Annotated in this window: 12 protein-coding genes; 7 read left to right on the top strand and 5 right to left on the bottom strand. The window is 58.4% G+C overall.

Features of this window, described 5'->3' with window-relative positions:
• Positions 1 to 40 precede the first annotated feature (40 nt).
• Together lolA and DJ564_RS12345 are read right to left on the bottom strand one after the other, a co-directional pair.
• Entirely contained in the window at positions 41 to 664 is a 624-nt protein-coding gene (lolA, locus tag DJ564_RS12350) for an outer membrane lipoprotein chaperone LolA (protein WP_008154853.1), read from the bottom strand.
• A 66-nt stretch (positions 665 to 730) separates the two neighbouring features.
• Positions 731 to 3,139 (bottom strand): DNA translocase FtsK, encoded by a 2,409-nt coding sequence (locus DJ564_RS12345; protein ID WP_109629455.1) that lies wholly within the window; start codon positions 3,137 to 3,139, stop codon positions 731 to 733.
• A 306-nt stretch (positions 3,140 to 3,445) separates the two neighbouring features.
• Between DJ564_RS12345 and trxB the strand changes: the two genes are divergently transcribed.
• From trxB to infA, 4 genes are all read left to right on the top strand, one after another.
• Positions 3,446 to 4,405 (top strand): thioredoxin-disulfide reductase, encoded by a 960-nt coding sequence (gene trxB, locus DJ564_RS12340; RefSeq protein WP_109629452.1) that lies wholly within the window; start codon positions 3,446 to 3,448, stop codon positions 4,403 to 4,405.
• Positions 4,406 to 4,469: 64 nt separating this feature from the next.
• The gene (gene aat / locus DJ564_RS12335) at positions 4,470 to 5,150 is read left to right on the top strand and encodes a leucyl/phenylalanyl-tRNA--protein transferase (RefSeq protein WP_109629449.1); all 681 of its coding nucleotides are present in this window, start codon (positions 4,470 to 4,472) and stop codon (positions 5,148 to 5,150) included.
• A 57-nt stretch (positions 5,151 to 5,207) separates the two neighbouring features.
• Complete coding sequence (locus tag DJ564_RS12330; RefSeq protein ID WP_109629446.1) at positions 5,208 to 5,915, top strand: arginyltransferase; 708 nt, start codon at positions 5,208 to 5,210, stop codon at positions 5,913 to 5,915.
• A 100-nt stretch (positions 5,916 to 6,015) separates the two neighbouring features.
• Positions 6,016 to 6,234 (top strand): translation initiation factor IF-1, encoded by a 219-nt coding sequence (gene infA, locus DJ564_RS12325; protein ID WP_002553999.1) that lies wholly within the window; start codon positions 6,016 to 6,018, stop codon positions 6,232 to 6,234.
• A gap of 236 nt (positions 6,235 to 6,470) precedes the next feature.
• On the opposite strand, the gene clpA is transcribed toward infA, so the two are convergent.
• Both clpA and clpS read right to left on the bottom strand, forming a co-directional pair.
• Positions 6,471 to 8,741, bottom strand: coding sequence for an ATP-dependent Clp protease ATP-binding subunit ClpA (gene clpA, locus DJ564_RS12320; RefSeq protein ID WP_007946437.1), 2,271 nt, complete (start codon positions 8,739 to 8,741; stop codon positions 6,471 to 6,473).
• Positions 8,742 to 8,771: 30 nt separating this feature from the next.
• Positions 8,772 to 9,155 carry an ATP-dependent Clp protease adapter ClpS gene (gene clpS, locus DJ564_RS12315; protein ID WP_010458899.1) on the bottom strand — a complete coding sequence of 128 codons (384 nt, stop codon included), beginning with the start codon at positions 9,153 to 9,155 and terminating at the stop codon, positions 8,772 to 8,774.
• 224 nt (positions 9,156 to 9,379) lie between these two features.
• On the opposite strand from clpS, the gene DJ564_RS12310 reads away from it, so the two are divergent.
• Positions 9,380 to 9,661, top strand: coding sequence for a cold shock domain-containing protein (locus DJ564_RS12310; RefSeq protein WP_109636008.1), 282 nt, complete (start codon positions 9,380 to 9,382; stop codon positions 9,659 to 9,661).
• Positions 9,662 to 9,722: 61 nt separating this feature from the next.
• Here DJ564_RS12310 and icd read toward each other — a convergent pair whose 3' ends face one another.
• Positions 9,723 to 10,979, bottom strand: a complete 1,257-nt coding sequence (icd, locus tag DJ564_RS12305) for an NADP-dependent isocitrate dehydrogenase (protein ID WP_008146904.1) — start codon at positions 10,977 to 10,979, stop codon at positions 9,723 to 9,725.
• A gap of 509 nt (positions 10,980 to 11,488) precedes the next feature.
• On the opposite strand from icd, the gene DJ564_RS12295 reads away from it, so the two are divergent.
• Positions 11,489 to 13,714, top strand: coding sequence for an NADP-dependent isocitrate dehydrogenase (locus DJ564_RS12295; protein ID WP_109629441.1), 2,226 nt, complete (start codon positions 11,489 to 11,491; stop codon positions 13,712 to 13,714).
• Between the two features lie 197 nt (positions 13,715 to 13,911).
• Entirely contained in the window at positions 13,912 to 14,358 is a 447-nt protein-coding gene (locus tag DJ564_RS12290) for an NUDIX hydrolase (protein WP_109629438.1), read from the top strand.
• The last annotated feature ends 33 nt before the right edge of the window (positions 14,359 to 14,391 follow it).

The following is a 14,391-nucleotide window of genomic DNA, read 5'->3' as shown; positions in this document are numbered from 1 at the left end:
CTCCCTCGCCACACAAGCCCGCTCCCACAGGTTTTGCGTTTTACTCTTGGATGACGTCCGCGCCTTTAGGGATGTCGAACTTGAACTTGGAGGCCGGGATCGGCTCGTTGGCCTTCACGCCGGTGAACAGGATGTTGGTGCGCTGACCGACGCTGTCGATCATCTGCATGTCATTGACCAGGCCGTTGCGGAACGACAGACGCAAGCTGTCGAACAGGGTGTCCTTGGTTTTCGGCTTCAAGGTGAAATCGATCACGCCGCCGGCTTCCTTGGCGCTGATGTCGAAGCTCTGGCTGATCTTGGACACGTCACCGGACAACAACAGTGCCGGCGTCTGGGTCAGACGCTGGTCGAGGTTCTTGATGGTGGCCTGCTCCAGGTCCGGATCCCACAACGTTACCTTCTTGCCGTCGGAAACCATCGTCTGTTCGGCTGGCGCGTTGGTGTGCCAGTAGAACAAGCCAGGACGCTGCAAGGACATTTCACCCGCGGTTTCCTGCAACTGGGTGCCGCTGCCGTCCAGCGTCAGCTGAGAGAAACGCGCAGTCAGGGTCTGGGATTTTTCGAGCAGTTGGGTCAGACGCGCCACGTCCTTGTCATCGGCGTGGGCCGAGAGCGTGGTCAAAGCCAGTACCGGCAGCAACAGCATGCGGATAAGACGCATGGGAGTCCTCATAACATTCGTGGGAGTTCGGGTGGCGCATCTCTGCGCCATCCTTTCAAAATCAAATCAGTCGCGTACCGGGCCAGGCGCCAGGACTTCACGCGAACCGTTGGTATTCATGGACGTCACGACCCCGGCCATTTCCATGGCTTCGATCATGCGCGCAGCGCGGTTGTAGCCGATTTTCAGCTTGCGCTGAACCGCAGAGATGGACGCACGACGGCTTTCCAGGACGAACTGCACCGCTTCGTCATAAAGCGCATCGGATTCGCTGTCTTCGTCGCCACCGCCACTGCCGCCGTCGAAACCGCTACCGGCCTCTTCAACACCGGCCAGGATTTCGTCGTTGTACTCCGGCGCGCCACGCAGTTTCCAGGCTTCAACCACCCGGTGAACCTCGTCATCGGACACGAACGCACCATGGACACGAATCGGCAGGCTGGTGCCCGGCGGCATGTAGAGCATGTCACCGTGGCCCAGCAGTTGCTCGGCGCCGCCCTGGTCGATGATGGTCCGGGAGTCGATCTTGCTCGACACCTGGAACGCCATACGCGTCGGGATGTTGGCCTTGATCAGACCGGTGATCACGTCCACCGACGGACGCTGGGTCGCGAGGATCAAGTGGATACCGGCCGCACGGGCCTTCTGGGCGATACGGGCGATCAGTTCTTCAACCTTCTTGCCGACGATCATCATCATGTCGGCGAATTCGTCGACCACCACGACGATGGTCGGCAGCTTGGTCAGCAGCGGCGCTTCGTCGTGGATGCTTTCGCGTTTGTACAAAGGGTCGGTCAGCGGCGTGCCGGCGTCCTGGGCTTCCTTGACCTTGGCGTTGAAGCCCGACAGGTTTCGTACGCCCATCTTCGCCATCAGTTTGTAGCGACGCTCCATCTCCGCCACGCTCCAACGCAGCGCGTTGGCCGCGTCCTTCATGTCGGTCACGACCGGGCACAGCAGGTGCGGAATGCCTTCGTAGATCGACAGCTCGAGCATTTTCGGGTCGATCATGATCAGCTTGGCGTCTTCCGGGCCGGACTTGAACAGGATCGACAGGATCATCGCATTCACACCCACCGACTTACCGGAACCGGTCGTACCGGCCACCAGCAAGTGCGGCATTTTCGCCAGGTCGGTGATGACCGGCTTGCCGCCGATGTCGTGGCCCAGGGCCAGGGTGACCGGCGACTTGAAGTTGTCGTACTCAGGCGTCGACAGCACTTCGGAGAAACGCACGATCTGGCGGTCCTCGTTGGGAATCTCGATACCGACGGTGGTCTTGCCCGGAATCACTTCCACCACACGAACGCTGGTCACGGCCAGGGATCGCGCCAAGTCTTTCGCCAGGTTGGAGATGCGGCTGACTTTGACGCCGGCGGCCGGCTGGATTTCGTAACGGGTAATGACCGGGCCCGGATGGATCGAATCCACCGAGACTTCGACGCCGAATTCCTTGAGCTTGATTTCCAGCAAGTGGCCGACGGCGGCCAGCGACTCTGGCGAATAATTGAGTTGTTTCTTTTCGGCCGGGTCGAGAATCGAGATCGGCGGCAAGGTGCCTTCGACGGCGCTGTCAACGAACAACGGCGCCTGCTTCTCTTTCTCTACGCGCTTGCTCGGCGCTGCCGGCTTGGGCGGCGCAGGTGCGATGACAGGCGGCACCTGCTTTTCGCGGTCCGACATGTGCTTGCTCAGGGCCTGCTCACGTTCGATCAGGCGTTCCTTGACCTTGGCTTGCTCGCGTTTGTCGGTCACCGTCGGGGCGACCACGTCATGCACGCGATCGTCGACTTCACGCAACTGCGCAACCAGCTGTTTGCGCTCGACACGGGCGGCCCACCAGCGATTGGCCGCGCCCTGGAACAGTTCGAACAGGTCGAGGGTGATCTTGCCGGTGACGTCCATCACCTTGAACCACGACAGGTCGGTGAATACGGTCAGGCCGAACAGGAACAGTGCGATGAACAACAGCGTGCTGCCCTGGATGTTCAGCGCGTTCCTGGCCAGGTCGCCAAGGCTTTCGCCCAACGCGCCGCCAGCACCGGCCGGCAGACCGGTGGCCGCATGGAAATGGATATGCGCCAAAGCGGCGCCCGACAGCACCAGAAACACCAGGCCGATCAGGCGCCAGGAGAACAGCCAGCCGCTCCACTGCCACTGTTCGTGGCGCTGACGGAAGATCTGATAGGCCTTGATCGCCAGCAACAGCGGGAAGATGTAGGCGAAGTAACCCAGCACCATGAACAGGATGTCGGCGCTGTAGGAGCCGACCGGTCCGCCGAAGTTCTGCACGTCGTCGATCTTGCTGTTATGGCTCCAGCCTGGATCGTCCTTGCCATAGGTCAACAAGGCCATCATCAGGAACAGGCACAAGCCGCCGATGGCGATCAATGCACCTTCCTTGAGCCGGTAGTGCAAATGCTGGCGCCAAAGTGGAACGACGGCTGGTTTAGGTGCTGCGGTGGATTTCTTCAAAACGCTTCTTTTCCTGCGCCTGTGGCGCGTCCATCTGTTGAATGACTATAAAAACTGCCCAATCCAGGCAGGTAAAAAAGTTAACACGCACAACTGGGACTACTTTTAACACTGCACCCCGGTTTTTATAAACACGGCACGCACAGCTTATTTTGTTACAACCACTGTTACAGACGGCATTGTACGGGTTTGTTCGCCCGATGCCATGCTTGAAGCCCTTCGGTGTAGCATAGCCAGCAGCACGTTACGCGCGGTTCAATTTGAGCATGCATTCTCTTTTGTGACAAAGGCTTATGAGGTGTTTTTATGAGCGAACCGAAGCATTCCCGCCTGATCATTCTGGGTTCCGGCCCTGCCGGATACAGCGCAGCCGTTTATGCCGCCCGCGCCAACCTCAAACCCGTTGTCATCACCGGCATACAGGCAGGTGGCCAGCTGACCACCACCGTTGAAGTCGACAACTGGCCTGGCGACGTCGAAGGCCTCACCGGTCCGGTGCTGATGGAACGCATGCAAAAACACGCCGAGCGCTTTGCCACCGAGATCGTTTACGACCACATCCACACCGCCAAGTTGCAGCAACGGCCGTTCGAGCTGATCGGTGATGGCGACACTTACACCTGCGACGCCCTGATTATCGCGACCGGCGCTTCAGCGCAGTACCTGGGGCTGCCATCGGAAGAAACCTTTGCCGGCCGTGGGGTTTCAGCCTGCGCCACCTGCGACGGGTTCTTTTATCGCAATCATGTGGTCGCGGTTGTCGGCGGTGGCAACACAGCGGTTGAAGAGGCGCTGTACCTGTCGAACATCGCCAAGGAAGTCCACTTGATTCACCGGCGCGACAAGTTGCGCTCGGAGAAGATTCTCCAGGACAAGCTCTTCGAAAAAGCCGCCAACGGCAATATCCGCCTGCACTGGAATCAGAATCTCGATGAAGTATTGGGTGATGCCAGCGGCGTGACCGGCGCCCGTCTGCGCGACAGTCATACTGGCGAAACCAGTGAATTGGCGGTGGCTGGTGTGTTCATCGCCATCGGTCACAAGCCCAATACCGACCTGTTCGAGGGCCAGCTGAAAATGCGTGACGGTTATCTGCTGGTCAGGGGTGGCAGCGAAGGCGATGCCACGGCCACCGAGATCCCGGGGGTGTTCGCCGCCGGCGACGTGGCCGACCACGTTTACCGCCAGGCCGTGACCTCCGCCGGGGCTGGCTGCATGGCCGCGCTGGACGCCGAGAAATACCTCGACGACATCCCCACCGTTTGACGGCACACTTTACGGCGGGCCCTCCAGCCCGCCACCGCCCTCCCCTTCTGCAAGCCCGGATGCCATGCTGACTTGGTTACAACGCAACACCCTGAGCTTCCCTCCGCTGGAAAAAGCCATGCGCGACCCCAACGGATTGTTGGCCGCGGGTGGCGATCTGTCCGCCGATCGCCTGATTCAGGCTTATCGCCACGGCTGCTTTCCATGGTTCTCGGAAGGCCAGCCGATCCTTTGGTGGTCGCCCGATCCGCGCACCGTTCTTTTTCCCGACGAACTGCATGTCTCGCGCAGCCTGAATAAATTGCTGCGCCAGCAACGCTATCAAGTGACCTTTGATCAGGATTTTGCCTCGGTGATCAGCGCCTGCGCCGCACCCCGGGAGTATGCCGACGGCACCTGGATCACTGACGCGATGCAGACGGCTTACCTCGAACTGCACAAGCGTGGCTACGCGCATTCCGTGGAGGTTTGGGATGATGGCGTGCTGGTCGGCGGGCTCTATGGCCTGGCGATGGGTCAGCTGTTCTTCGGCGAATCGATGTTCAGCCGCGCTGATAATGCCTCGAAATATGGCTTTGCCACTCTGGTGCGACATCTGAAAGATTCAGGTTTTGTGCTAATCGACTGCCAGATGCCGACCGACCATCTGCACAGTCTCGGCGCCCGAGCGATTCCTAGACGCGATTTCGCCAACTTCCTCGCGCAGCATCTGGATCAACCCAGCCGCGCCACCTGGGTTTGCTGAGCGACTTTTGCGCGCGTGGCTTACACTTAATCCAAAGCTTATTCCCGAGGGTTGATCATGACCGAGTTGGCGCGTTTGAAGTTTTATGCCACTCAGCCCCACTCTTGCAGTTATCTGCCCGAGGAGCAGGCCACGACGCTGTTCCTCGACCCTAGTCAGCCCATGGATGTGCATGTCTACGCAGACCTGTCTGAGATGGGTTTTCGTCGCAGCGGCGATCATCTCTACCGGCCTCATTGCCAGAATTGCAATGCGTGCGTCCCGGCGCGCATCCCTGTGGCGCAATTTGCACCCAACCGTCAGCAGAAACGCATCTTCAAACGCAACGCCGACCTGCAAGTGCGCCCGGCCCGGCCGACATTCAGCGAAGAGTATTTCGATCTCTATCAGCGCTACATCGAACAGCGTCACGCCGATGGCGACATGTACCCACCGAGTCGCGACCAGTTTTCGACGTTCCTGGTACGTGACCTGCCGTTCTCGCGTTTTTACGAATTTCGTCTCGAAGGCCGACTGCTGGCGGTGGCCGTGACCGACTTGCTGCCGAACGGTCTATCGGCGGTCTACACCTTCTACGAACCCGATGAAGAACGCCGCAGCCTGGGTCGCTACGCGATCCTCTGGCAAATCGCCGAGGCCCAGCGCCTCGGGCTGGAAGCCGTCTACCTCGGCTACTGGATCAAAAACTGCAAAAAGATGAGCTACAAGACGCAATATCGGCCTATCGAACTGCTGATTAATCAGCGCTGGGTCATCCTGAACTAGAACCCCTTGGCTTAAACCCCATTTTTCGGGCACAATGCACGCCGCTTTTGCCTGGCGCAGTTGCACCGGGCCATTCATTGGACACCGAGGGCTTTACTGCATGTCGAAAGAAGACAGCTTCGAAATGGAAGGCACTGTCGTCGACACCCTGCCCAACACCATGTTTCGTGTGGAGTTGGAAAATGGGCACGTCGTAACCGCGCATATCTCCGGCAAGATGCGCAAGAACTACATTCGTATTCTTACCGGTGACAAAGTGCGCGTCGAGCTGACGCCCTATGACTTGAGCAAAGGGCGCATCACTTACCGCGCTCGCTAATCAAGTCAATACAAAACGCCCGGTTTATGCCGGGCGTTTTTGTTTGTCTGCGATTTGATGGATCAACTCTGCCCCCTGTGGGAGCGAGCCTGCTCGCGATAGCGGTGGATCAGCTTGCATTGATGTTGAATGTGCGGGCCTCATCGCGAGCAGGCTCGCTCCCACAGGGTGCGGTGTACAAACCCCAGACAGCAAAAAGGCGCCTCTCGGCGCCTTTTGCTTTGTTGCGGTTAACGTCAGGCCATTTCAGCCGTGGTTTCGAACTCGAAGGTCAGCTCGCCGTCCTTGAGGTCGATGTGCACCACGCCGCCATGGTCGGCCAGTTCGCCGAAGAGGATCTCTTCCGCCAGCGGACGCTTGATCTTGTCCTGGATCAAACGCGCCATTGGTCGAGCACCCATCGCCGAGTCGTAGCCACCGGCTGCCAGCCAGCTTCGCGCTGCGTCGGTCACTTCCAGCTGCACCCGCTTGTCTTCCAGCTGCGCCTGAAGCTCAGTAAGGAACTTGTCCACCACGCTTTTGATGACCTCATGACTGAGGCGACCAAACTGGATAATGGTGTCCAGACGGTTGCGGAACTCCGGCGTGAAGCTCTTCTTGATCACTTCCATCGCATCAGACGAGTGGTCCTGATGGGTGAAACCGATCGAAGCGCGAGCAGCTGTTTCGGCACCGGCGTTGGTCGTCATGATAACGATCACGTTACGGAAATCCGCCTTGCGCCCGTTGTTATCGGTCAGCGTACCGTGGTCCATGACCTGCAGCAGCAGGTTGAAGACTTCCGGATGCGCCTTCTCGATCTCATCGAGCAACAGCACGCAGTGAGGCTGCTTGGTGATGGCTTCGGTCAGCAGACCGCCCTGATCGAACCCGACGTAGCCTGGAGGCGCACCGATCAGACGCGATACGGTGTGGCGCTCCATGTACTCGGACATGTCGAAACGAACCAGCTCGATGCCCAACGCCTTGGCCAGCTGACGTGCCGCTTCGGTTTTACCGACACCGGTAGGACCGGCGAACAGGAACGAACCGACAGGCTTGTCAGGCGACTTGAGGCCGGCACGGGACAGTTTGATCGCGGTCGACAGCGAGTCGATCGCGGCATCCTGGCCAAATACGGTCAGCTTCAGGTCACGCTCAAGGTTACGCAGCAGCTCTTTGTCGGAGCTGGTGACGTGCTTAGGTGGAATCCGCGCGATTTTCGCAACGATGTCCTCGACCTGAGGAACTTCGATGCGTTTCACGCGTTTCTCGATTGGCTGCAGACGCTGATAGGCGCCGGCCTCGTCGATGACGTCGATGGCCTTGTCCGGCATGTGCCGGTCATTGATGTAGCGCGACGCCAGTTCAGCGGCGGCACGCAACGCTTCATCGCTGTATTCGATGTTGTGGTGCGCTTCGAAACGACCTTTCAGGCCGCGCAGGATGCCAATGGTGTCTTCCACCGAAGGCTCCGACACGTCGACCTTCTGGAAGCGCCGGGCCAAGGCACGGTCCTTCTCGAAGATCCCGCGGAATTCCTGGAACGTGGTCGATCCGATGCAACGAATATCGCCCGACGACAGCAGCGGCTTGAGCAGGTTCGAGGCATCCATGACGCCACCGGACGCAGCACCCGCACCGATAATGGTGTGGATTTCGTCGATGAACAGGATCGCCTGCGGACGTTTTTTCAGCTCATTGAGCAGCGCCTTGAAGCGCTTCTCGAAATCGCCACGGTATTTGGTCCCGGCCAGCAAGGCGCCCAAGTCGAGGGAATACACCACGCTGTTGGCCAGCAAGTCCGGCACCTGGTTGTCGACAATGCGTTTGGCCAGGCCTTCGGCAATCGCGGTTTTACCCACGCCCGCCTCGCCCACCAGCAGCGGATTGTTTTTGCGACGACGCGCCAGGATCTGCGCGACGCGCTCGACTTCCAGCTCACGGCCGACCAACGGATCGATACGACCCTGGCGCGCGAGTTCGTTGAGGTTGCTGGCATAAGCATCCAGAGGATTGCCTGAAGAAGAAGACTCACCGCCCTCGTCGTCCTGCATATCTTGCTCACCTTCAGAGTGATCGCCATGCCCAGGCACTTTGGAAATGCCATGGGCGATGTAGTTGACGACATCAATGCGCGCAACGCTCTGCTGTTTCAGCAGGAACACTGCCTGACTCTCTTGCTCACTGAAGATGGCGACCAGCACGTTAGCGCCAGTCACTTCGCGCTTGCCCGAGCTCTGTACGTGGAAAACAGCACGTTGCAGTACACGCTGGAAGCCCAGGGTTGGCTGGGTTTCGCGATCCTCGTCATGGACAGGGATCAATGGCGTGGTGGAGTCGATGAACTCCTGCAGATCGTGCTTGAGTTTGTCGAGGTTTGCGCCGCAGGCACGCAAAACGGTGGCGGCAGCCTCATTGTCCAATAGGGCCAGCAGGAGGTGTTCGACGGTCATGAATTCATGACGCTTCGATCTAGCCTCCTTGAAGGCAAGATTGAGGGTGACTTCGAGCTCGCGGTTTAACATAGCTTCACCTCATACCCAAGTGGTCGGCGATTAACCGTCCTTCTCGATTTCACAGAGTAGCGGATGCTGGCTTTCCCTGGCGTACTGGTTGACCTGCATGGCCTTAGTCTCGGCGATGTCGCGGGTAAACACTCCACATACTGCCCGTCCTTCTGTGTGGACGGCCAGCATGACCTTGGTCGCCAGCTCCCGATTCAGGTTAAAAAACACCTCGAGCACTTCGACGACGAAATCCATCGGTGTGTAGTCATCGTTGAACAAAACCACCTTGTACATCGGCGGCGCCTGTAAAGCAGGCTTTGCCTCCTGAACAGCAATGCCTGCGGAATCGTCGTCGTGGGGCTCCGGGTGATCTTTTTGGAGAGCCGGGCGATCCTGATTGAATGTTAGTCGAATCTGGCTGATTGCATGCATGGAAAGAAAGGTTCGTCAGTTGTTCAAATACAGTGGTGGGGGCGGCTATGGACGATTTCAACTCCGACCGCCCGGTCACCTTGACTATCGGCAAAACGGTGTTACAACCAATAGAGCCCACAGTGGGTAAAAAAGGTCCGCGGAGTCAATCTTATTTAAAGATCTGACTGCGGATGTACTGGATGATACTCCAGTGATGGAGTCTGTTGCAGAGGGATATGGGTATGTCAGTCGGTAAGGTGAAATGGTTCAACAATGCCAAGGGGTTCGGTTTCATTAACACCGATGCCAGAGAAGGTCGTGACGAGGACGGTGGTCTTATTGATTTCTTTGCCCACTACTCGGCCATCGATATGAACGGGTACAGGACACTGAAGGCCGGGCAAATCGTAAGTTTCGAGATCATCCAGGGCCCCAAAGGGCTGCACGCGGTAAACATTACAACCGCCCCTGTCGAGAATGAAAAGGCTGCCCCTGCCATCCAGCAGGAGAAAGTGTCGAGCTGAAGCTCCCCGTCATCCAGTCAAAAAAAAACCGCCCGAGGGCGGTTTTTTTATGCCGATTCGCTTACATATGCGAGATGAGCGCATCACCAAACGCCGAAGAAGACAGCAGTTTCGCGCCCTCCATCAGACGTTCGAAGTCATAGGTCACGGTCTTGGCGGAAATCGCGCCGTTGGTGCCCTTGATGATCAGATCAGCCGCTTCGGTCCAGCCCATGTGGCGCAGCATCATCTCCGCGGACAGGATCAGCGAGCCCGGGTTGACCTGGTCCTTGCCGGCGTACTTCGGCGCAGTACCGTGGGTCGCTTCGAACATGGCAATGGTGTCGGACAGGTTGGCACCCGGTGCGATACCGATACCACCCACTTCCGCCGCCAGGGCGTCAGAGAGATAGTCGCCGTTCAGGTTCAGGGTCGCGATCACATCGTATTCGGCCGGGCGCAGCAGGATCTGCTGGAGCATGGCGTCGGCGATGGCATCCTTGACGATAACGTTCTTGCCGGTTTTCGGGTTTTTGAACTGCATCCACGGACCGCCGTCGAGCAGGGTCGCGCCGAATTCTTCAGCGGCCACTTCGTAGGCCCATTCCTTGAAGGCACCTTCGGTGAACTTCATGATGTTGCCTTTGTGCACGATGGTCAGCGAGTCGCGGTCGTTGTCGACTACATACTGCAGCGCTTTTCGCGCCAGACGCTTGGTGCCTTGCAGCGAAACCGGCTTGATGCCGATACCGCAGTTTTCGTCGAAACGGATCTTGGTGACGCCCATTTCATCTTTAAGGAACTTGATGACCTTGGTCGCTTCCGGCGAACCTGCCTTCCACTCGATACCGGCGTAGATGTCTTCCGAGTTCTCACGGAAGATCGTCATGTCGACGTCGCCTGGCTTCTTGACCGGGCTAGGCACGCCTTCGAACCAGCGCACCGGGCGCAGGCAGACATACAGGTCGAGTTGTTGACGCAGGGCCACGTTCAGGGAACGGATGCCGCCACCGACCGGGGTGGTCAGAGGGCCCTTGATGGAAACCACGTAATCTTTAACTGCGTCCAGGGTTTCCTGAGGTAGCCAGGTGTCCTGATCGTAAACCTGAGTCGCTTTCTCCCCGGCGTAGACTTCCATCCAGGAAATTTTGCGCTCGCCGCCGTAAGCCTTCTTAACAGCAGCATCGACAACCTTGATCATGACCGGGCTGATATCAACGCCGATACCATCGCCTTCGATGAAGGGGATGATCGGGTTGTTAGGAACATTGAGAGAATGGTCCGCGTTGACGGTGATTTTGTCGCCGACTGCTGGAACCTGAATCTTCTTGTATCCCATGCTGAACTCCATTGTTTGGATTGAACATCTGGCTTCGTTCGAGCGTACCCCAGTTAAATCGGCACGCAAACCCTATGTTCCAACCATCTGCCGCAAAGCTGCACAGTTCGCGACGTACAAGCCTGAAAGCAAAGGGAAAAGCGCCAAACTCAAGCACGGTGCAAGACTCTACGCCCCACTCGCCCCTGCGACCTTTAGACCAATGGACGAGAATCGTTACGTATGAACCATCGGCAGATTGCCAGCTACCTATGTATAATGCCGCCCGCTGACCACAGAGTCACGACGGCCAACCTTTCCTGCAACTGAATAAGTAGCCGAGACTTGGGCCTGAAAAAGCAGGGTTGTTACCGCAACCCACCCGCTTGACGCTCGACTGATGCACCCAACATCACCGCGCACAAATCTCGACATTCGGCTCATGGACGACTTTGAACGAACGCGCTTACCCGGCGCCCCTCGAGTTTTTCTGCGCACGCTTTAGCAAAGAAGAGAGAGTTAATCCGAATATGCCCACCCGCTCGAAGATCATCTATACCTTCACCGACGAAGCTCCCGCCCTCGCCACCTATTCACTGTTGCCTATCGTAGAGGCCTTCACCGCCTCCGCTGATATCGCCGTGGAAACTCGCGATATCTCTCTTGCAGGGCGCATCCTGGCCAGCTTCCCCGAGCAATTGGGTGACAAAGCCGTAGCCGATCACCTCGCCGAACTAGGCGACCTGGCCGTTACGCCTGAAGCCAACATCATCAAGCTGCCGAACATCAGCGCCTCGGTTCCGCAACTGCAAGCCGCGATCAAAGAGCTGCAAGCCCAGGGCTTCGCTCTGCCGGACTACCCGGAAACCGTGACCAGCGACGCCGACAAGCTCGCCAAGTCGCGCTACGACAAGATCAAGGGCAGCGCCGTAAACCCGGTTCTGCGCGAAGGCAACTCCGATCGTCGCGCGCCGCTGTCGGTCAAGAATTACGCGCGCAAGCACCCGCACAAAATGGGCGCCTGGGCTGCGGACTCCAAGTCCCACGTCGCGCACATGAGCACCGGCGATTTCTACGGCAGCGAAAAAGCTGCCCTGATCGACGCCGCTGACGCCGTCAAAATCGAACTGATCGCTCAAGACGGCACCACCACCGTCCTGAAAGAAAAAACTACCGTGCAAGCCGGTGAGATCCTCGATTGCGCGGTCATGAGCAAAAACGCTCTGCGCAGCTTCATCGCTGCCGAAATCGAAGACGCCAAGCAAAAAGGCGTGCTGCTGTCGGTTCACTTGAAAGCCACCATGATGAAGGTCTCCGACCCGATCATGTTCGGCCAGATCGTTGCCGAGTTCTATAAAGACGCACTGGCCAAGCACGCTGACGTGCTGGCACAGATCGGCTTCAACCTGAACAACGGCATCGGCGACCTGTACGCTCGCATCAAGGCTTTGCCGGCTGAACAGCAAGCGCAGATCGAAGCAGACATCCAGGCGGTCTACGCCGTTCGTCCGTCGTTGGCCATGGTCAACTCCGACAAAGGCATCACCAACCTGCACGTGCCGAGCGACGTGATCGTCGACGCCTCGATGCCGGCCATGATCCGTGACTCCGGCAAAATGTGGGGCACTGACGGTCAGCTGCACGACACCAAGGCTGTGATCCCGGATCGCTGCTACGCGACCATCTACCAAGCGGTCATCGAAGACTGCAAGGTAAACGGTGCTTTCGATCCGACCACCATGGGCAGCGTGCCAAACGTTGGCCTGATGGCGAAGAAGGCCGAAGAGTACGGCTCGCACGACAAGACTTTCCAGATCAAGGCCAACGGCGTCGTTCGGGTTTCCGATGGCGCTGGCCGCACCTTGCTGGAGCAGTCGGTTGAAGCCGGCGACATCTTCCGCATGTGCCAGACCAAAGACGCGCCGATCCAGGACTGGGTCAAACTGGCCGTCAACCGTGCCCGTGCAAGCGCAACCCCGGCTATTTTCTGGCTGGACCCGATGCGCGCCCACGACGGCGTGGTGATCGAGAAAGTTCAGGCTTACCTGAAGGATCACGACACTGCCGGTCTGGACATCCAGATCATGGCGCCTGTCGACGCGATGAAGTTCACCCTGGACCGCACTCGCGAAGGCAAGGACACCATCTCGGTGACCGGCAACGTACTGCGCGACTACCTGACTGACCTGTTCCCGATCATGGAACTGGGCACCAGCGCCAAGATGCTGTCGATCGTTCCGCTGATGAATGGCGGTGGCCTGTTCGAAACCGGCGCCGGCGGTTCGGCACCGAAGCACGTTCAGCAGCTGCTGGAAGAGAACTTCCTGCGCTGGGATTCCCTGGGCGAATTCCTGGCCCTGGCCGCTTCCCTCGAGCATCTGGGTGTTACTTATAACAACCCGAAAGCGCTGGTTCTGGCCAAGACTCTGGATCAGGCCACTGGCCAGTTCCTGGACAACAACAAGTCGCCATCGCGCAAAGTCGGCAACATCGACAACCGCGGCAGCCACTTCTACCTGGCGCTGTACTGGGCTCAAGCCCTGGCGGCCCAGACCGAAGACACCGCACTGCAAGCGCAGTTCGGCCAACTGGCCAAGACCCTGACCGAGAACGAAGCAACCATCGTTGCCGAGCTCAACGCCGTTCAGGGCAAGCCAGTGGACATCGGCGGTTACTACCACGCCAATGCCGAGCTGATCAGCAAGGCCATGCGCCCGAGCAACACTTTCAACGTCGCGATCGCTGCGCTGGTTTAAGGTTGCAAGGATGCAAAGAAGCCCCGGCCTAGTGCCGGGGTTTCTGTTTCTGACCTCACCACAGAACCCATGTGGGAGCGGGCTTGCTCGCGAATACGGTTTAACATTCAACATTTCCATTGACTGACCCACCGCTTTCCCGAGCAAGCCCGCTCCCACAGGGTCCGTGTTTCACTATTCGAATATGAGGATGCCTCATGGACTGGAAACCCCACATCACCGTCGCCACCATCGTCGAAGACAACGGCCGCTTCCTGATGGTCGAAGAATCCAAGCACGGACGAACGGTGCTCAATCAACCCGCCGGCCACCTCGACCCGGACGAAACCCTGATCGAAGCCGCCGTGCGCGAAACCCTGGAAGAAACCGGCTGGGACGTCGAACCGACAGGCGTGGTGGGCATTTATCTCTATACCGCCCCGAGCAACGGCGTGACCTACCAACGGGTCTGTTTCACCGCGAAACCGCTCAAACATCACCCCGACTATCAAATGGATGACGGCATCATCGGCGCAAAATGGCTGACGCGTGACGAATTGCTGGCACAGCGCGCAAACTGGCGCAGTGAGCTGATCATCCGCTGTATCGATGATTATCTGGGAGGCTTTCACTTCGGTCTCGAACTGATCCGCCCTTCTCTTTAGCCTTGCGGGCTTCGGCCTGTTAGAATCGCGTCC

The sequence above is a fragment of the Pseudomonas sp. 31-12 genome, assembly GCF_003151075.1.
Lineage (GTDB): Bacteria > Pseudomonadota > Gammaproteobacteria > Pseudomonadales > Pseudomonadaceae > Aquipseudomonas.
Note: the sequence above shows the minus strand (reverse complement) of the source record. Positions and strands in the feature narration are given on the sequence as shown.